Raw genomic sequence first — 18,671 nt, 5'->3', positions numbered from 1 at the left:
GCCAATTATCCACGCGGCGGATCAAGCCGCCAGCAGCGACTTTAACTTGATGGTCTGCGAGCCTAGCGCTTCCGGCGCCGGCCTTGCCTGCTTCGCAATCAGCATCTCGGCCAGCCTTATGTCGCGGGCGACCGCGTTGCCGGGGCCGATGCCGCTTGCCGCAACCAGCCTGCCGTCCTCGGCGAGGTGGAACAGGATGAAGGCGCCGTCGCCGAGGTCGCGGCGCACGATGCTGCGGCCTTCGTCCGACAGGCCGGCGATCTGCAAGGTCAGGCCGTACTGATCCGACCAGAACCACGGCACCGCCGCATGGGACTCGCCGGCGCCAAGCATATTCCTGGCGGCAAGCGCGCCCTGCTCCTGTGCATTGCGCCAGGCTTCCAGCCGCACGCGCCGGCCGCCATAGACGGCGAGCGGAAACGAACAGCAATCGCCGGCGGCAAAGATATCCCGGTCGCTGGTGCGAAGCTCGGCGTCGACGGCGATACCATTGTCGACGGTCAGCCCCGCCTCCGCGGCAAGTCCGGTCACCGGCACGGCGCCGATGCCGATCACGGCAAGATCGGCGACAATGTCGTGTCCACCGGCGAGCGCGATGCGCACTTCGGCGCCATCATCGGCAATGGCGGCGATGCCCTCGCCGCACAGGATTTTCACGCCTTCGGCTTCATGCGCCTGATGGATGACCTCAGCGATCTCGGCCGGCACGCCGCGCATCAAGATGCGCGGCTGCGCCTCGATAACTGTGACCGCCGCACCCAGTCTGCGTGCCGCCGCGGCAAGCTCAAGCCCGATGAAGCCGCCGCCAATGATGGCGATGCGATTTCCGGCGCTGAGATGGGCGCGAATGGCCAGCGCGTCGTTGAAGGTCCGGAGGTAGACGCAGCGCCCGCCAAGGCCCGGCATCGGCAGCTTGCGCGGCACCGAACCGGTCGCCAGCAGGAGCTTGTCGTAGGCCAGGACGGAACCGTCCGAGAGGCGCACGACATGCGCCTCTCGGACGATCGCCACCGCCTGGACCGAATGGATATGCCTGATCGATCTTTCGGCCAGGACCGCCTCACTGGCGATCGCCTTGAGCAGGGGCGCGTCGGCGACCATCGCGTCTTTCGACAGCGGCGGCCGCTCATAGGGAAGATGCGGCTCGTCGCCGACCAGCGTCACCGGGCCATCATAGCCGAGCTCGCGCAGCGCAAGGGCGGCGCGCCCGCCGCATTCGCCGGCGCCAATGATGACCATTCCCTTCGTCATCATCAACCAATCCGGACAAGGACTTTGCCGGCGTCGACTTTGACCGGATAAGTTCTTAGATCGACGCAGACCGGCGCGCCCCTGGCAGCCCCTGTCTTGTAGTTGAAGCGGCCATTGTGCTTCGGGCACTCGATGATGTCGTCCATGACCAGCCCGTCGGCCAGATGCACCTTCTCATGCGTGCAAAGCCCGTCGGTGGCGAAATACTCGTCGTCGGGGCTGCGATAGATGGCAAAGGTGCGGCCGCCATGGTCGAAGCGCATCACGTCCTCTTCGTCGATGTCCTCGGCGTCACAGGCCTCGACCCAGTCGCTCATCTACGGCTCCCCCAATACTTGGCACCCTCGGCATGGGCTTGTCATTCGGCAGCCACCGCAGCGGTAGCGTTGTCGTTGTGGAAGTCCTCGCGATAGGGCCTCGCCGTCGGCGGCAGTTCGCGCTTGATGAAATAATCCTCATTGCGCAGCTGGCGCAGGAAAGCCGGTATCATCTCGCGGTAGCCCGCCAGGATGGACGATGTCGGCGCCGGCAGATCGTGCTTGATCAGTTCGTGCAGCCTGGGCAGCGCGTGATAGGGCACCATGGGAAACATGTGATGCTCGACATGGTAGTTCATGTTCCAGTAGATGAAGCGGCTTATCGGGTTCATGTAAACGGTGCGGCTGTTGAGCCGGTGATCGGTGACGTTTTCAGCCAGGCCGCCATGCTGCAGCAGGCCGACCATGACATGGTGCCACGCGCCGTAAAGCCTGGGCAGCCCGACAAGCATCAGCGGCAGGAACGAGCCGGTATAGAGCGCCAGCGCAATGGTCGCGGCATAGATTGTCGTCCAGATGCGGGCAATGCGAATTGCCTTCGGCTGCTCCTGGTCGGGAATGAAGGTTCTTTCGGCCGGACTGACGATACCGGCTGCATTGCGCAGCATGTCGCTCATCGCGTGCCAGGCGTCGAGAATGCCGACGAAGTTGAGCACCACGCGCAGCAGATCGGGCGGACGCATCACCGATATCTCCGGATCGCGGCCGACCATGATGGTATCGGTATGGTGGCGCGTATGGCTCCAGCGCCAGGTCACGGGATTGCGCATGATCATGAAGCAGGCGATCTGATAGACCACATCGTTCATCCACTGCGTCCTGAAGGCGGTGCCGTGGCCGCATTCGTGCCAGCGTGAATCGGTGGAGGAACCGTAGAGGACGCCATAGACGAAGAAGAACGGCACGCACCACCAGCTGCCCCAGAACCAGGCGGCGCCGGCGCCGCTGAGGATCATGGTGCCGAGCCAGATGATGGTATCGCGGATCGCCGGGCCGTCGGAGCGCTGCATCAGCTCCTTCATCTCCTTGCGCGGCACGTCGGTGTGATACCACTCGGCCGCCGCCAGCCCGCTCTCGACGGCAAGCTTCGCGTCGCGGCCGATCAGGCTGTAGTCGCGTCGGGACGCCGCTGCGGAGCTCGTATTCCCGGTTCGGAGTCCAATATCCACCATGGCGGAGGCCTCGATCATATTCGGTCAGCGTTCAAAATAACGCCGAGCCCTGATAGGCTCAATATCACAAAGATAGTTTCTATCATTTTCCATCAGAATGGTGTAAAAGGGCCAAACAGTGGAATGAGGCAGCGATGGCGAAACGGCCGACGATCACCGACCTGGCGCGCATTTCGGGGGTCAGCGTTGCCACCGTCGACCGGGTGCTGAACAACCGCTTGCCGGTGCGCGAAGAAACCGCGCGCCGCGTCTATGAGGCCGCGACCAGCATCGGCTATCACGCAGCCGGATTGATCAAGCAGCGGATGCGCCATGAATTGCCCGAATACCGGCTCGGGTTCCTGCTGTTGAGACGGGAGGACGTCTTCTACAGTGAATTTGCCCGCGAGCTTGAACTGGCGGTATCGCAGTCGCCGCGCTTTCGCGGCGTGGCCACCATCGACTTCGCCGCTTCGCTGGCGCCGGACGAGATCGTCGAGCGGATGCGCAAGCTGGCCGCCAAATCCAGGGCCGTCGCCCTGGTCGGGCCTGATCACCCGACGCTGACGGTCGCCGTCGAGGCTCTCAAAGCCAATGGCGTACCGGTGTTCTCCCTGCTTTCCGACTTTGCGTCCGGTATTCGCGAGGGCTATGTTGGCCTGGACAATCGCAAGGTCGGCCGCACCGCTGCCTGGATGATCTCGAAGGCCGCGAAGAGACCTGGCAAGGTTGCCCTCTTCGTCGGCAGCCATCGCTTCCATGGCCATGAGCTTCGCGAGATCGGTTTTCGCTCCTTCTTTCGCGAGCAGGCGCCGGAATTCACTCTCCTCGAGACGTTGGTCAATCTGGAAGCGAACCAGATCACGCATGATGCAATGATCGAGCTTCTGGCCCGCCACCCTGATCTCGCCGGTTGCTATGTCGCCGGTGGCGGCATGGAAGGCGCGATCTCGGCGCTGAGGGAGGCAAAGCCGGCTGAGATGCCGGCGGTCGTCTGCAACGAGATCACGCCCGACTCCCGCGCGGCGCTGGCAGATAATTTCCTGACCATGGTGATCTCGACGCCACTGGCGGCGCTTTGCCGCGAGCTTGTCGGGCTGATGGCGCATGCCATCGAGACCGGCGCTGCGAATGCGCCGGGCCAGACCTTTCTGCCCTTCGACATTTATCTGCCGGAAAACATCTGACGTCGCGGTCATCGGCGGCAGACATGATGTAATCTATCAGAACGCTTTCAGGCCTGGCTTGCGTTAGCGTCCGTCTAAAAGCGCTCGAAATGCCGAAAATCCATTCCTCATGGCGAAATCTCGCTTGACGCCCAAGCGAAATGGAATAAATATTTCACCAACTGAGAATTTTGGTTCTTTCGTTCCGGAAGATCTGTTTCAGGCAAATGCCTCCGGAACTAAAAATGGCAATCGGGAGAGAATTCCCTGCGAGATCGGGGATTCCGGGTAGATCGGTGCAGCCGGACACCAATGTGGAGGAGAAATAAAATGAAAAAACTGCTTTTGGGCGTCGCGTTCACGGCGCTGATGAGTTCGTCCGCCTTTGCTGCCAAGATCGGCGTGTCGATGGCGTTGTTCGACGACAATTTTCTCACCGTGCTGCGCAACGGCATGATTGAACAGGCCAAGGGCATGGACGGCGTCGAGCTGCAGGTGGAGGATGCGCAGAACGACGTCGCCAAGCAACTCGACCAGATCAAGAACTTCGCCGCCTCAGGCGTCGACGCCATCATCGTCAACCCGGTCGACACCTCGGCGACTCAGGCGATGTCGGACGCAGCCGCCGCTGCCAAGATTCCACTGGTCTATGTCAATCGCGAGCCGGTCAACGTCGACACGCTGCCCGAAAACCAGGCCTTCGTCGCCTCGAACGAAGCCGATTCCGGCACGCTCGAGACCAAGGAGGTCTGCCGCCTGTTCAAGGAGGCCGGCAAGACTGAAGCCAACGTCTATGTGATCATGGGCGAGCTGTCGAATCAGGCAGCGGTGCAGCGCACCAAGGACATTGACGACGTGATCGCCACGCCGGAGTGCAGCTTCATCAAGATCATCGACAAGCAGACGTCGAACTGGAAGCGCGAAGAAGCGCAGAACCTGATGACCAACTGGCTGTCGACCGGCAAGCCGTTCGACGGCGTCATCGCCAATAATGACGAAAGCGCCATCGGCGCCATCCAGGCGATGAAGGCCGCCAACATCGACATGAAGTCGGTTGTCGTCGGCGGGGTCGACGCTACCCAGGATGCGCTTGCCGCGATGCAGGCGGGCGACCTCGATGCGACGGTGTTCCAGGACGCGGCCGGCCAGGGTGCCGGCGCGCTTGACGCAGCGCTCAAGCTGGCGAAGGGCGAGAAGGTCGAGCACAAGGTCTACATCCCGTTCCAGCTGGTCACGCCGGCAAATATCGACAAGTTCCTGAAGAAGAACTGAGGCGGACCTGTCCGATACGGAGCGGCGCGCCAAAGTAAGACAGCGCCGCTCCGCTTTTTCCCTCTCGGCCTGAACAGCGCCGAGTGGAGACCGTGGCTGACGGAGGAAGCACGATTGGCACAGACATCTCACGGCGTCGGCGGGCTCAGCTATGATGCGAAACGGCGCGCATGGCCGGCCGAATTCAACGTCTTCCTGGCGCTCGTCATCCTGGTCGGCGCTTTCGAGCTGATCGGCCGGGTTTTCCTGGGCGACAGCTTCCTGTTCAACACCCGCGACAATATCGATGCGATCTTCAACGAAGCGCGCCTGCAGATCATCATCCTGCAGGTGTCGATAGTCGGCATCATTGCCATCGGCGTGACGCAGGTGATCATTACCGGCGGCATCGACCTGTCCTCAGGTTCGATCGTCGGCGCCACGGCGATGATAGCCATGAGCTTCGCCCAGGTGGCGACCGTCAATGGCAACCCGAACCCGAAGGCGATGTTCATCGCCCAGGGCTGGACCGACCTGCCGGTGATCGTGCCCGTGCTGGTCGCGATCGGCTGCGGCCTGCTTGCCGGCCTGGTCAACGGCGCTTTGATCGCCTACACGCGCATCCCGCCGTTCATCGCCACGCTCGGCATGATGGTCACCGCGCGCGGCATCGCCAAATGGTGGTCAAAGGGGCAGCCGATCTCGTTTCCGACCGAGAGTTTCGCCGTCATCGGCAAGGGGCTGATGCCGGTCATCATTTTCATATCGCTCGCAGTGCTGTTCCAGCTGATCCTGAGTTACACCAAATATGGCAAGCACTGCTATGCAATCGGCTCCAATGAGGACGCCGCGCGCATGTCCGGCATCAACATCGCCAACCACAAGATCCTCGTCTACGTCATTGCCGGCGTCCTCGCCGCGCTCGCCGCCGTGGTGCTGAGCTCCAAGAATCTCACCGCCCAGGCCGGCATGGGTGTAATGTACGAGCTCGACGCGATCGCCATGGCGGTTATCGGCGGCGTCTCGCTGTCGGGCGGCCGCGGTTCGATTATCGGGACAGTGATCGGCTCGCTGATCTTCGGCGTCATCATCTCCGGCTTCACCTTTCTGCGCCTCGACGCCTATTATCAGGAGATGGTCAAAGGCGTGATCATCGTCGGCGCAGTCGTTCTCGACCAGTGGCGCCAACGCCTGCGGGCAATGAGGGCTTGATCATGTCGGACATCGTCCTGAAAACCGAAAACCTGACCAAGTATTATGGCGGCGTCCATGCGCTGGAGGGTGCCGACTTCGAGCTGCGCAAGGGCGAGCATGTCGCCATCATGGGCGACAATGGCGCCGGCAAATCGACCTTCGTACGCCAGATCACCGGCGTCGAGCAGCGCACCAGCGGCAGGATGTGGTTCGACGGCAAGGAAGTGAATTTTGCCGGCCCCATCGAAGCCCGCGAGGCGGGCATCGAGACGGTGTTCCAGAACCTGGCGCTCGCCGACGACCTCGACGTGCCGTCGAACCTGTTCCTCGGCCGCGAGCGGGTGCTTTTCAATCTCGGGCCCTTCTCGATCCTCGATCGCAAGTTCATGCGCAAGGCGACCGAGGCAGCCTTGGTCCGGACAGCGGTCAAGATCCCCAATCTTTCCAACACCATCCGTCATATGTCGGGCGGCCAGCGCCAGTGCGTAGCAATTGCCAGAACCGCGACCTTTGCTTCCAAGCTCATCATCATGGATGAGCCGACGGCGGCACTCGGCGTGCAGGAGACGATGCAGGTCGAAAACATCATCCGCACGCTGAAGGAGAATGGCGAACCGCTGATCCTGATCTCTCACAACATGCGCCAGGTGTTCGACCTGGTCGACCGCATCGTCGTTTTCCGGCGCGGCCGCATCGTCGCCAATTTGCGCAAGCAGGACACCGACGGCAACGATATCGTCTCCTACATCACCGGCGCCAAGACCGGGCAGGCGGAACTTGCGGCGTAACGGCCAACGCCGAGCCACAGGCGCTAACACGCCCTCCCTTCCGAACCATTCTCAAAGGAAAACTCTTCATGCCTCTTCGCTTTGCTCTTCTCGGTGCCGGCCGTATCGGCAAGGTCCATGCTCGCGCCGTCGGTTCCAATCCTGAGGCCAGGCTGGTCGCAGTTGCCGACGCCTTCGAGAAGGCGGCGACCGATCTGGCCTCTGCCTATGGCGCCGAAGTGCGCAGCATCGATGCCATCGAGAAGGCCGGCGATATCGATGCGGTCGTCATCTGCACGCCGACCGATACCCATGCCGATCTGATCGAACGCTTCGCCAAAGCGGGTAAAGCGATTTTCTGCGAAAAGCCGATCGACCTCGACGCCGCCCGGGTGGAACGTTGCCTGGCCGTCGTCGACAAGGCCGGCGCCACCCTGATGGTCGGCTTCAACCGCCGCTTCGATCCGCATTTTGCCGCCGTGCGCAAGGCGATCGACGACGGCGCCATCGGCACTGTCGAAATGGTGACAATCACCTCGCGCGATCCCGGCCCGCCGCCGCTCGACTATATCGGCCGCTCGGGCGGCATCTTCCGCGACATGACCATTCATGATTTCGACATGGCGCGCTTCCTGCTCGGCGAGGAGCCGGTGGCGGTCAGCGCGCATGCTTCGGTGCTGGTCGACAAGAAGATCGGCGAGGCCGGCGACTTCGACAGCGTCAGCGTCATCCTCGAAACTGCCTCCGGCAAGCAATGCGTTATCTCCAACTCACGCCGCGCCACCTACGGCTACGACCAGCGCATCGAGGTGCATGGCTCGAAAGGCATGATTGCGGCCGAGAACCAGCGGCCGGTGTCGATCGAACTGGCCAATGAGAAAGGCTATACGCGGCCGCCGCTGCACGATTTCTTCATGACCCGTTATCTCGACGCCTATGCTAACGAGATCGCTGCCTTCATTGCGGCAGCGACGTCAGGCAAGAAGGCGACGCCGAGCGGCAAGGACGGGCTGGTGGCGCTCAGGCTGGCGGATGCGGCGCTGAAATCGGCCAAGGAAGGCAAGACCATCCGCCTCGACAAAACAATCTGACTATCAAGCACAGGAGCAAGGCGATGAACGGTTCAGCCGGTCGCAATTCCGAAACACGCGCCATCGTCACCGGCGGCGCACAAGGCATCGGCTTTGCCGTCGCCGAAGCGCTGGCCGATGAGGGCTGCCGGGCGCTGGCGCTGATCGGCCGCTCGCAGGAGAAGGGCGACAAGGCTGTCGCCATCCTCAAGGGGGCAGGCGTCGATGCCATCTTCATCAGCGCCGACGTCTCAAAAGTGGCCGACTGCAAGCGTGCGGTCGAAACGGCGATTGGCCATTTTGGTACCGTCAACGCGCTGGTCAACGCCGCTGCCACCTCGGCTCGCGGCTCGCTGGTCGAGACCTCCGAGGATCTGTTCGACCAGATATTCCAGACCAATGTGCGCGGCCCGTTTTTCCTGATGCAGGGCGTGGTGGCGCATTTGCTGGCGCGCCAGGTACCGGGCTCGATCGTCAACGTGCTGTCGATGTCGGCGCATTGCGGCCAGTCGTTCCTGGCGCCCTATTCGTCGAGCAAGGGAGCGCTGGCGACACTCACCAAGAATGTCGCCAATGCCTATCGCGGCAATCGCATCCGCTGCAATGCGGTGCTGCCCGGCTGGATGGACACCGAGGGCGAGGCGATCGTGCAGAAGAAATGGCACGACGCGCCGGAGGACTGGTTGGAGAAGGCCGAAGCCGCGCAGCCGATGGGCCAATTGGTGAAGCCGGCGCAGCTTGCCCGGTTGATCAGCTATATGATCAGCCCGCAGTCCGGCGTCATGACCGGGTCGCTGGTCGACTACGATCAGAGCATCGCCGGGGCGTCACCGGAATAACGCCGGCAAGTCTAGCGGAACGCCGCCCATCACTTCGTCATCCACGGGCAGAGCAAGGAGCGCAGCGACGCGGCGCAGACCCGAGGATCCATGCCGTGACATCTAGGCGTCGCTACAATGCAGAATTTAGTTCCGCAGCACTCCTTGGCCAAGGCAACGGCATGGATCCCAGGGTCTCCGCGACGGAGCTCCGCTCCTGCTTCGCCCTGGGATGACGAAGTTCGGGGGGCTTCAGCCAATCGCGAATGGGCTGGAGTAAACCTCCTCCTCACCAGGCACGTGACAAGCGCATCCGCATCGACTATATCAGCCCTCATGATCAACCTGACCGCCACATATTGGTACTTTTTGAGCTCGCTGGCGGCGGGAGGATTGCGCTCGATCTGAAGATTGCAGCAATAACATCCGAACAGCCGCCAGACCTGGCGGCTTTTTTGTTTCAGCCGGCAGGTCTCCCAATCAGGAGCAGAAGCCGTGTTGACGACCACAGACGATCTTCGGGTCAAGGAAATCAGAGAACTGAGCACACCCGACGAGGTGATGCGGGAAATACCGCGCACGCTGACGGCGACGCGCACCGTTGCCGCATCACGCAATGCCATCCACGCCGTGCTGACCGGCGCCGACGATCGGCTGGTGGTCGTCGTCGGCCCCTGTTCGATCCACGACCCGGCCGCCGCCGTAGACTATGCCAGCCGTTTGGCATCGCTGCGTGAAAGCCTGTCGGACCGGCTGGAGATCGTGATGCGGGTTTATTTCGAGAAACCGCGCACGACGGTCGGCTGGAAGGGCCTGATCAACGATCCCGACCTCGACGGCAGCTTCAACATCGACAAGGGGTTGCGGATGGCCCGCAACGTGCTCTCCGCCGTCAACAATCTCGGCCTTCCGGCGGCCACCGAATTCCTCGACATGGCCACCCCGCAATATATTGCCGACCTCGTCGCCTGGGGCGCGATCGGCGCACGCACGACAGAGAGCCAGATCCATCGCGAGCTGGCGTCAGGCCTGTCCTGCCCGGTCGGCTTCAAGAACGGCACCGACGGCAATCTGCGGATTGCCGCCGAAGCGGTGAAGTCCGCCGCCCAGCCGCATCATTTCATGGCGGTGACAAAGGGCGGGCGCAGCGCCATCGCGACGACCACCGGCAACGAGGACTGCCATGTCATCCTGCGCGGCGGTATTGTGCCGAATTATGACGCGGCAAGCATTGCTGCTGCCTGCGCTGAGCTCGGCCGGATCGGCGTGGCGCCGCGGCTGATGATCGATGTCAGCCACGCCAACAGCAGCAAGAAGCCGGAAAACCAGCCGCTGGTGGCGGCTGACATGGCGGGCCAGATCGCGGCGGGCGACGAGCGCATCGTCGGCATCATGATCGAGAGCAACCTCGTCGCCGGCCGGCAGGACGTCGTGCCCGGCAAGCCGCTCGTCTATGGCCAGAGCATCACCGACGGCTGTATCGACTGGGAAACCACCGAAACGGTGCTGCACGGCCTTGCCGACGCCGTCGAGCAGCGCCGGTCGGCGAGACGTGCCATGATCGCCGATCGCCCGGGAGCCGCGTGAGCACTTCTCCTTCTCCCCTTGTGGGAGAAGGTGGATCGGCGCGCAGCGCCGAGCCGGATGAGGGGTGCTGGAAGAAACTCGGCGCAAAAATATTGAGGGATTTTAAGCGGTTATTTCTTCGCTGTAGCGATCCGTCCAACACCCCTCATCCGACCGAGCTTCGCTCGGCCACCTTCTCCCACAAGGGGAGAAGGGGAGACCAGCGCGGGCTTACTACCGCACCGCAATCCAGCGCTGTTCCGCGAACGAGCGCGCCATCGCGTGCACCGTGCGCTCGATCTCCAGGCCTTCGTCGAAATCGATGATCCGCGCCGGCTTGCCGGCAAGCCGCGTCAACAGCTCCCGGCATTCGATGATCTTGAGATCATTAAAGCCAAGGCCGTGACCGGGCGCCGGCAGGAAGGCGTCATAAGGCTTATGATGCGGCGCCACCAGGATGGTGCGGTAGCCTTGCTCGGTCGGCCGGTCGGCCGTCAGATAGAGTTGGAACTCATTCATCCGCTCCTGGTCGTACAGGATCGAGCCCTTCGAGCCAAAAATCTGGATGGCGATCCGGCCTTTGCGGCCCCAAGCCGAACGGTTGACCAGCAGCGTGCCGGCGATGCCGTTTTCGAGATGCATCAGGATGCTGGCGATGTCGTAGGTCTCGACCGCGCGGCGCCCGCCCGAGGCGACGCGGCGGTCGGCATAGGGTTTGGCCATGTCGCACATGACGCGGGCAACGCGGCCGAACAGTACGGCGATGAGCGACAGCGGGTGCACGGCGAAATCGTCGAGCGCGCCGTAGCCGGACGCCGCCTCGTGCTTCCAGAAGAACAGCGCCTCCGGATCGGCCATGAAGTCCTCGTCCATCTCGATACGCAGATGGTTGACCTCGCCGATGATCTTCTCGTCGAGCAGCGCGCCGATATGGCGGATCGCTGGGTTCTGAATATAGTTATAGCCGAGCGCGGCCACCTTGCCGGACTTTTGGGCCGCCGCAGCCATTGCTTGCGCCTCGGCGAAGCTCGGCGCCATCGGTTTTTCACACCACAGATGCTTGCCGGCTTCGAGGATGGCGATGGCCATTTCCGGGTGGAACTGGTTCGGCGTGGTCAGCGAGATGACATCGACTTCCGGGTCGTCGACGACAGCGCGCCAATCGCCGGAGGCCTTGGCGAAGCCGAATTCGCTGGCACGGCGTTTGGCAAGATCCTCGTTGACCTCGCCCAGATGGACCAGCCTTGGCTTGGCCACTTCGGGAAAGACGGTGCCGACCGCGTTCCAGGCAATGGCGTGGCACTTGCCCATGAAACCCGTGCCGATAAGACCTACCCCGACCATCCGCTTGCCTCCCTGTGTGCAAAATTTGTGTGGATGAATTAGTCCATTTTGTCTGCAGATGGAACGCTTGTCTCATTTTTTATGGTGTTCTTGCACAGGCCCGCTATGATGGGGCACAGAGGGAACCAGACGATGAGCCTGGGCGGAGCGACGATGGACGAACGGGTGCCGCGCGATTTCGAGACGCTGCGGGCGACGATCCTGGAGCGGCGCCACAGCCTGCCGAAACGTATCGCCCAGATCGCCGCCTATGCGCTCGACAACCCAGACGATATCGCCTTCGGCACCGCTGCCAGCATCGCCGCTTCCGCCGGTGTCCAGCCTTCGACCCTGATCCGCTTTGCCCAGCAGCTTGGTTTTGATGGTTTCACCAGCCTGCAGTTGGTGTTTCGCGAGCGCCTGCGCGAGCGCAACTCATCCTATGATGAAAGGCTGGCGGCATTGCGCGCCAAGGCCGAGGAAGGCGCCGGCCACCGCGCGATTTTCGACGGTTTTGTTGCCGCAGCCAGTACCTCGCTCAACGACATTTCGCGCACGCTGAATGAAGACCATTTCGAAGATGCGATCACCGTGTTGGCCAAGGCCGAAACCATTTACGTGCTGGCCAAGCGGCGCTCCTACCCGGTCGCCTCCTATATCGCCTATGCATTGGGCAAGCTCAAGATCCGCAACCAGCTGATCGAATCGGCCGCCGGCCTCAATGCAGAGATGATCGGCTTTGCCTCTCCAAGGGACGCCGTGATCGCCATCAGCTTTTCGCCCTATGCCCCGGCCACCATCGAGGAGGCGCGCGTCATTTCGGAGCAAGGCGTGCCGATCGTGGCGATTACCGACAGCTCCTTTTCGCCACTCGCCCAATTCGCCAGGGTCTGGTTCGAGGTCGCCGAGGCCGATTTCGCCGGCTTCCGCTCGCTGTCGGCGACGATGGCTTTGGCTATGGCGCTGACCGTCGCGGTCGGCGAGAAGCGGCGCGATACTGGCAAGAAGCGCAAGCCTTAGATCACCTCTATTGCGGTTTCGCCTTCTGCCGAAAGCCGCGCTGCGTCGCGGGCAGGCGGCGACCCGAACTGGCGGGCATACTCCCGGCTGAACTGGGAAGCACTCTCATAGCCGACGGCGAAGGCGACACGTGCGACGTTGCCCGGCTGGGCAATCAGCAGATGGCGGGCTTCCAGCAAGCGGATTTGCTTTTGATACTGGATTGGGCTCATGGCCGTCGCCGCCTTGAAGTGACGATAAAACGCAGCACTGCTCATACGGGCAATCTCGGCCAGATCGCCGACCCGGACCGGCTGATGGGGATGCGAACGGATCCAGGCGATCGCCCGGCCAATCCGGGACAGATGGCCATCGGCGCGCGCAAGTTCACGAAGCTTTCCGCCTTGGGGGCCTTGCAGGAGCCGAAACAGCATCTCTCGCTCGATCATGGTCGCGAGCACGGAAATCTCCGCTGGCCGGTCAAGCAGCCGCATCATTCGACGCAACGCGTCGAGCAGATCGTCATCAGCGGGAGAGGTGGAGAAACTGTCGCCACTGAGGGCCGGCGCGTGCTCGACGAGGAGCGCGGCGACGGCCTGCAGGTCAAGGGTCAAGCCAATGGCCAGGTAAGGACGCGCCGCGCTCGCTTCGATTATCTGGCTGATGGTGGGCGTCTCGACAGTATAGATGAAATAGCTGGCCGGATTGTAACGAAGAGCTCGGTCGCCGATCAGAACCGTCTTCGCGCCCTGCAGTACGAATAAGATCCCCGACCCCCACACCCCTGACAATGGCGGCGTGGCGACTTCGCTGCGGCCGATCGAAACGCGGGGAACCGCCGTTCTTGTTCGTCGCCCGCGCGCATGGCGGCCGGCGATCTCGATCAACTCCTGCAGCGCCTTGCTCATTGCGCCAGCATCGCGCATTCGCACCGGCGGCGCAACAGCGTGAGAGGATTAGGCAAGAGCCGGAGAATTTCCGGCGCGCAACGCCCGCTGCCTCGCACCATTTGTGGGTCTTCCACAAGAAAAATGGAGACACCGATTATGAGAACATCGAAAAGCGCGCTGGTGACCGGCGCCAACAAGGGTATAGGCCATGAAATCGCCCGGCGACTGGCGACCATGGGCTTCAAGGTCTGGCTCGGCGCCAGGAGCGCCGAACGCGGCATGGCGGCGGCGCAGGCATTGCGCGCCGAAGGCCTCGACGTGGAGTGGCTTGAGCTGGACGTCACGCGGGATGACAGGGTGAAGGCGGCAGCCGAGGCATTCAGGCAGGCCAGCCCCTGCCTCGACGTGCTGGTGAACAACGCCGGCGTCGCCATCAATTACGACCTGCCGCCGAGCCAGCAGCGGATCGCCGACATCCAGGCCACCTACGACGTCAATGTCTTCGGCCCGATCCGCGTGACCCAGGCATTCCTGCCGCTGCTGCTAGCAGCACCTGCTGCCCGGATCGTGATGGTGAGCAGCTCCACCGGGTCCATCGGCCGGGCGCTCGATCCCGCCACTGCGAACCACGCCGTTAACATGATGGGCTACGGCAGCTCCAAGACAGCCTTGAATGCCATCACGGTGGCGTTCGCCAGGGAGCTCGCGCCCCAAGGCATCAAGGTCAACGCCGCGGCGCCCGGCTACACTGCCACCGATCTCAACGGGTATAAAGGTCACCGCACGGTGCAGCAGGCGGCCGAGATCGTCATTCACCTGGCGACCTTGGACGCCGATGGCCCGACCGCCGGGTTCTTCAACGATGATGGCCCGCTTCCTTGGTAAATCAGCTGGTTTCAGCGGTAGATACTTGACGTTCGTCTGACTTCAAAGTTTCTGAACGCGCGAGCCTTGCACAGCACTTTTCAGCTTTGGGAATGCTCGTTCCATATTGACTATGGATTGGAATTATTATTTCATATTGCTGGCGCCACGCTGCCGCTCGCGCGTGTTACCCAAGACAACAAAGCCGATGGGAGGTTCGAATGGGCGAAGCCGTGGAAGCGAAATATTCGCCGCTCGACATTATCACGATCGGCCGCGCTTCCGTCGATCTCTACGGCCAGCAGATCGGCTCGCGCCTCGAGGACATTACTTCCTTTGCCAAGTCGGTCGGCGGCTGTCCGGCCAATATCGCGGTCGGTACTGCCAGGCTCGGCCTGCGCTCGGCGCTGCTCACCCGCGTCGGCAATGAGCAGATGGGCCGCTTCATCCGCGAGCAGCTGACCCGCGAGGGCGTTTCGGTCCAAGGCCTCAAGACCGATCCGGAGCGGCTGACCGCCCTGGTGCTGCTGTCGGTCGAGGATGAAGGCGTCTCGCCGATGATCTTCTATCGCAGCGATTGCGCCGACATGGCGCTTTCGAAAGACGATATCGATGAGGCGTTTATCGCTTCGGCACGCGCGGTCGTCGTCACCGGCACGCATTTTTCACGGCCCAACAGCGACGCCGCCCAGCGCAAGGCGATCCGTGTCATGAAAGCCAAGGGCGGCAAGGTGGTGTTCGACATCGACTACCGCCCCAACCTCTGGGGTCTCGCCGGCCACGCCGAAGGCTTCGAGCGCTATGTGAAATCCGACCGCGTCTCGGCGCAGTTGAAGACGGTGCTGCCCGATTGCGATCTCATCGTCGGCACCGAAGAGGAAATCATGATCGCCTCGGGCGCAGACGATTGCCTGAGCGCGCTGAAAACCATCCGCTCGCTGTCGGCGGCAACCATCGTGCTGAAACGCGGCGCCATGGGCTGCATCGTCTATGACGGGCCGATCAGCGACGACCTCGAGGACGGTATCGTCGGCAAGGGATTTCCAATCGAGGTCTACAATGTGCTCGGCGCCGGCGACGCCTTCATGTCGGGCTTCCTGCGCGGCTGGCTCGGCGAGGAAAGCCTGGCGACGGCGGCGACCTGGGCCAATGCCTGCGGCGCCTTTGCCGTGTCGCGGCTGCTCTGCGCACCGGAATACCCGACTTTCGAGGAATTGCAGTTCTTCCTGAAAAACGGCAGCAAGCATCTGGCGCTGCGCAAGGACGAGGCGATCAATCACATCCATTGGGCGACCACGCGCCGGCGCGACATCCCCTCGCTGATGGCGTTCGCCTGCGACCACCGCGTCCAGCTGGAGGATGTCGCGGCAAAAGCCGGCGCCGATCCGTCGCGAATCCCAGCTTTCAAGGTGCTGACGGTCAAGGCTGCGGCCAAGGTTGCGGCTGGCCGCGCCGGCTACGGCATGCTGCTCGACGAAAAATACGGACGCGAGGCGATGTTCGAATTCGCCCACCATTCCTTCGCCTGGCTCGGCCGGCCGGTCGAGTTGCCGGGTTCGCGGCCGCTTCGCTTCGAGTTCTCGCAAGACATAGGTTCGCAACTGACCGAATGGCCGGTCGACCACTGCATCAAGTGCCTGTGCTTCTATCATCCCGACGATCCCGCGGCGCTGAAGAGCGAACAGCAGCAGAAACTGCGCGCTTTGTTCGAGGCCGCGCGGAAAGTGGGCAGAGAACTTCTGGTCGAGATCATCGCCGGCAAGCACGGCAGGCTCGACGACATGACCATCCCGCGCGCGCTCGAGGAACTCTACGCACTCGGCATCAAGCCCGATTGGTGGAAGCTCGAACCGCAGGCATCGGCCGGCGCATGGGCAAAGATCGAGGCGGTGATCCTGAAGAACGATCCGTGGTGCCGCGGGATTGTGCTGCTTGGCCTCGAAGCGCCGCAGGACGAATTGGAAGCGGCCTTTGCTGCCACCGCCAAGGCGTCTATCGTCAAGGGCTTTGCCGTCGGCCGCACCATCTTCATCAACGCGGCCGAACAATGGCTTGCCAGCAAGATGTCAGACGATGAAGCGGTTGCCGACATGGCATCTCGCTTCGAGAGACTGACCGAGGCATGGCTTGCGGCGCGCGGCCGCAAAGCGGCATAAGAAGGCGCGGCATAAGGACTGCGGAGGAACCGACATGACCAAGACAATCCGCCTGACGATGGCGCAGGCGCTGACCCGCTTTCTTGCTCGACAGATGACCGAGATGGACGGGAGGAAAGTGCCGATCTTCGGCGGCGTCTGGGCGATCTTCGGCCACGGCAATGTCGCCGGCGTCGGCGAGGCGCTCTACCAGGTTCGCGACGAACTGCCGACCTTCCGTGCCCATAACGAGCAGGCAATGGCGCATGCGGCGATCGCCTACGCCAAGGCCAATTTCCGCCGTCGCTTCATGGCCGCGACCAGTTCGATCGGCCCCGGCGCGCTCAACATGGTGACCGCTGCGGCACTTGCGCATGTAAACAGGTTGCCTGTCCTGTTTCTGCCCGGCGACGTCTTCGCCAATCGCATTCCCGATCCCGTCCTGCAGCAGGCCGAGGATTTTTCCGACGGCACGGCGACGGTCAATGACTGCCTCCGCCCGGTGTCGCGCTATTTCGACCGCATCACGCGGCCGGAGCAGATCATGCCGGCGCTCAACCGCGCCATGCAGGTGCTGACCGATCCCGCCGAATGCGGCCCGGTGACGCTGGCGCTGTGCCAGGACGTGCAGGCCGAGGCCTATGACTACCCCGAGAGTTTCTTTGCCGAGCGACTCTGGACGCCGCGACGGCAGCGCCCGGACCGCAACGAACTGGCGGCCGCAGTCGCGGTACTCAAAGCGGCGAAAAAGCCGCTGGTGATCGCGGGCGGCGGCGTACTCTATTCGCAGGCATCCGAGGAGTTGGCAAAACTGGTGCAAGGCGCCGGCGTTCCAGTTTGTGAGACGCAAGGCGGCAAATCCTCGCTCCCGGACGATCATCCGTTGAACATGGGCGCGGTCGGCGTTACCGGCACTTCGGCGGCCAACAGGCTGGCCAAAGAGGCCGACGTCGTGCTTGCCGTCGGCACCAGACTGCAGGATTTCACCACCGGCTCCTGGGCATTGTTCAAGCATGCCGGCAGGACCATCATCGGGCTCAACGTGCAGCCTTTTGACGCCGGAAAGCACCAGGCGCTGCCGCTGGTCGCCGATGCGGCGGAAGGGCTCGCCGAACTCGCTGCGGCGCTGAAAGGCTGGAAAGCCCCTTCAGGCTGGACCGACAATGCGATCACGGGCAAGAAGAACTGGCAAGCGGATGCCGACAAGGTGACGGCGTCGACCAATGCCGCCTATCCGTCCGACGCGCAAGTGATCGGCGCAGTACAGCGCGCCATGGGCTCCGGCGTGGTACTGCTTCATGCCGCCGGCGGCTTGCCCGGCGAATTGCACAAGCTATGGCAGGCGGGCGCGCCCGGCTCCTATCACGCAGAATACGGCTTCTCGACAATGGGCTACGAAATCGCCGGCGGGCTTGGCGTCAAGATGGCCAAGCCGGACGAAGAGGTCGTGGTGATGATCGGCGACGGCTCTTACCTGATGCTCAATTCCGAGATCGCGACCTCGGTGATGCTCGGCCTCAAGCTGACCATCGTGCTGCTCGACAACCGCGGCTATGGCTGCATCAACCGGTTGCAGATGGCGACCGGCGGCGCCAACTTCAACAATCTGCTGAAGGACGCCCGTCACGAAACCTTGCCCGAGATCGACTTCGCCGCGCATGCTGCGAGCATGGGTGCGATTGCCGAAAAAGTGCCATCGATCGCCGGGCTGGAAACGGCGCTGGCGCAAGCGAAGAAGAACACGCGAACGACCGTGCTGGTCATCGACACCGACCCGCTGGTTTCGACCGAGGCCGGTGGAAGCTGGTGGGATGTCGCAGTGCCGGAAGTCTCGGCACGGCCGCAAGTGAATGCGGCGCGCAAGAAATACGAGGAAGCGCTGAGCGGGCGGGTTCTTTAGCCATCCGCG

At 62.8% G+C, this 18,671-nt stretch carries 16 protein-coding genes; 11 read left to right on the top strand and 5 right to left on the bottom strand.

What is annotated here, in order from left to right:
• Positions 1-21: 21 nt before the first annotated feature.
• From X773_RS57890 to X773_RS57880, 3 genes are read right to left on the bottom strand one after another with little or no spacing between them, the layout of a single operon-like run.
• Positions 22-1,251 (bottom strand): FAD-dependent oxidoreductase, encoded by a 1,230-nt coding sequence (locus X773_RS57890; RefSeq protein WP_023677525.1) that lies wholly within the window; start codon positions 1,249-1,251, stop codon positions 22-24.
• 2 nt (positions 1,252-1,253) lie between these two features.
• A complete protein-coding gene (locus tag X773_RS57885; RefSeq protein WP_023677524.1) occupies positions 1,254-1,568 on the bottom strand; it encodes a MocE family 2Fe-2S type ferredoxin in 315 nt (104 codons plus the stop codon).
• Positions 1,569-1,609: 41 nt separating this feature from the next.
• Positions 1,610-2,740, bottom strand: a complete 1,131-nt coding sequence (locus X773_RS57880) for a fatty acid desaturase family protein (protein ID WP_051406153.1) — start codon at positions 2,738-2,740, stop codon at positions 1,610-1,612.
• Positions 2,741-2,874: 134 nt separating this feature from the next.
• Between X773_RS57880 and X773_RS57875 the strand changes: the two genes are divergently transcribed.
• The 7 genes from X773_RS57875 (at position 2,875) to X773_RS57845 (ending at position 10,572) form a co-directional block, all read left to right on the top strand.
• Positions 2,875-3,906 carry a LacI family DNA-binding transcriptional regulator gene (locus tag X773_RS57875; RefSeq protein ID WP_023677522.1) on the top strand — a complete coding sequence of 344 codons (1,032 nt, stop codon included), beginning with the start codon at positions 2,875-2,877 and terminating at the stop codon, positions 3,904-3,906.
• A gap of 309 nt (positions 3,907-4,215) precedes the next feature.
• Positions 4,216-5,157 carry a sugar ABC transporter substrate-binding protein gene (locus tag X773_RS57870; protein ID WP_023677521.1) on the top strand — a complete coding sequence of 314 codons (942 nt, stop codon included), beginning with the start codon at positions 4,216-4,218 and terminating at the stop codon, positions 5,155-5,157.
• A 114-nt stretch (positions 5,158-5,271) separates the two neighbouring features.
• Complete coding sequence (locus X773_RS57865) at positions 5,272-6,348, top strand: ABC transporter permease (protein ID WP_023677520.1); 1,077 nt, start codon at positions 5,272-5,274, stop codon at positions 6,346-6,348.
• 2 nt (positions 6,349-6,350) lie between these two features.
• Complete coding sequence (locus X773_RS57860; RefSeq protein WP_023677519.1) at positions 6,351-7,118, top strand: ATP-binding cassette domain-containing protein; 768 nt, start codon at positions 6,351-6,353, stop codon at positions 7,116-7,118.
• Between the two features lie 68 nt (positions 7,119-7,186).
• A complete protein-coding gene (gene iolG / locus X773_RS57855) occupies positions 7,187-8,188 on the top strand; it encodes an inositol 2-dehydrogenase (protein ID WP_023677518.1) in 1,002 nt (333 codons plus the stop codon).
• 23 nt (positions 8,189-8,211) lie between these two features.
• On the top strand, positions 8,212-9,006 hold the full coding sequence (locus X773_RS57850; RefSeq protein ID WP_023677517.1) for an SDR family oxidoreductase: 795 nt from the start codon (positions 8,212-8,214) through the stop codon (positions 9,004-9,006).
• Between the two features lie 474 nt (positions 9,007-9,480).
• Positions 9,481-10,572: a 3-deoxy-7-phosphoheptulonate synthase gene (locus X773_RS57845; RefSeq protein ID WP_023677516.1), complete on the top strand. Its 1,092-nt coding sequence runs from the start codon at positions 9,481-9,483 to the stop codon at positions 10,570-10,572.
• Between the two features lie 213 nt (positions 10,573-10,785).
• On the opposite strand, the gene X773_RS57840 is transcribed toward X773_RS57845, so the two are convergent.
• A complete protein-coding gene (locus tag X773_RS57840) occupies positions 10,786-11,895 on the bottom strand; it encodes a Gfo/Idh/MocA family oxidoreductase (protein WP_023677515.1) in 1,110 nt (369 codons plus the stop codon).
• Between the two features lie 153 nt (positions 11,896-12,048).
• Between X773_RS57840 and X773_RS57835 the strand changes: the two genes are divergently transcribed.
• Positions 12,049-12,894 carry a MurR/RpiR family transcriptional regulator gene (locus tag X773_RS57835; protein WP_023677514.1) on the top strand — a complete coding sequence of 282 codons (846 nt, stop codon included), beginning with the start codon at positions 12,049-12,051 and terminating at the stop codon, positions 12,892-12,894.
• Here the strand turns inward: X773_RS57835 and X773_RS57830 are convergent.
• Entirely contained in the window at positions 12,891-13,781 is an 891-nt protein-coding gene (locus X773_RS57830) for an AraC family transcriptional regulator (RefSeq protein ID WP_023677513.1), read from the bottom strand. The genes X773_RS57835 and X773_RS57830 overlap by 4 nt on opposite strands.
• Positions 13,782-13,919: 138 nt before the next feature.
• On the opposite strand from X773_RS57830, the gene X773_RS57825 reads away from it, so the two are divergent.
• From X773_RS57825 to iolD, 3 genes are all read left to right on the top strand, one after another.
• Positions 13,920-14,648, top strand: coding sequence for an SDR family oxidoreductase (locus tag X773_RS57825; RefSeq protein WP_023677512.1), 729 nt, complete (start codon positions 13,920-13,922; stop codon positions 14,646-14,648).
• Positions 14,649-14,848: 200 nt separating this feature from the next.
• Positions 14,849-16,783 carry a 5-dehydro-2-deoxygluconokinase gene (iolC, locus tag X773_RS57820; RefSeq protein WP_023677511.1) on the top strand — a complete coding sequence of 645 codons (1,935 nt, stop codon included), beginning with the start codon at positions 14,849-14,851 and terminating at the stop codon, positions 16,781-16,783.
• A 34-nt stretch (positions 16,784-16,817) separates the two neighbouring features.
• Complete coding sequence (gene iolD / locus X773_RS57815) at positions 16,818-18,662, top strand: 3D-(3,5/4)-trihydroxycyclohexane-1,2-dione acylhydrolase (decyclizing) (RefSeq protein ID WP_023677510.1); 1,845 nt, start codon at positions 16,818-16,820, stop codon at positions 18,660-18,662.
• Positions 18,663-18,671: the final 9 nt, after the last annotated feature.

Source organism: Mesorhizobium sp. LSJC280B00 (genome assembly GCF_000502835.1).
GTDB lineage: Bacteria > Pseudomonadota > Alphaproteobacteria > Rhizobiales > Rhizobiaceae > Mesorhizobium.
Note: the sequence above shows the minus strand (reverse complement) of the source record. Positions and strands in the feature narration are given on the sequence as shown.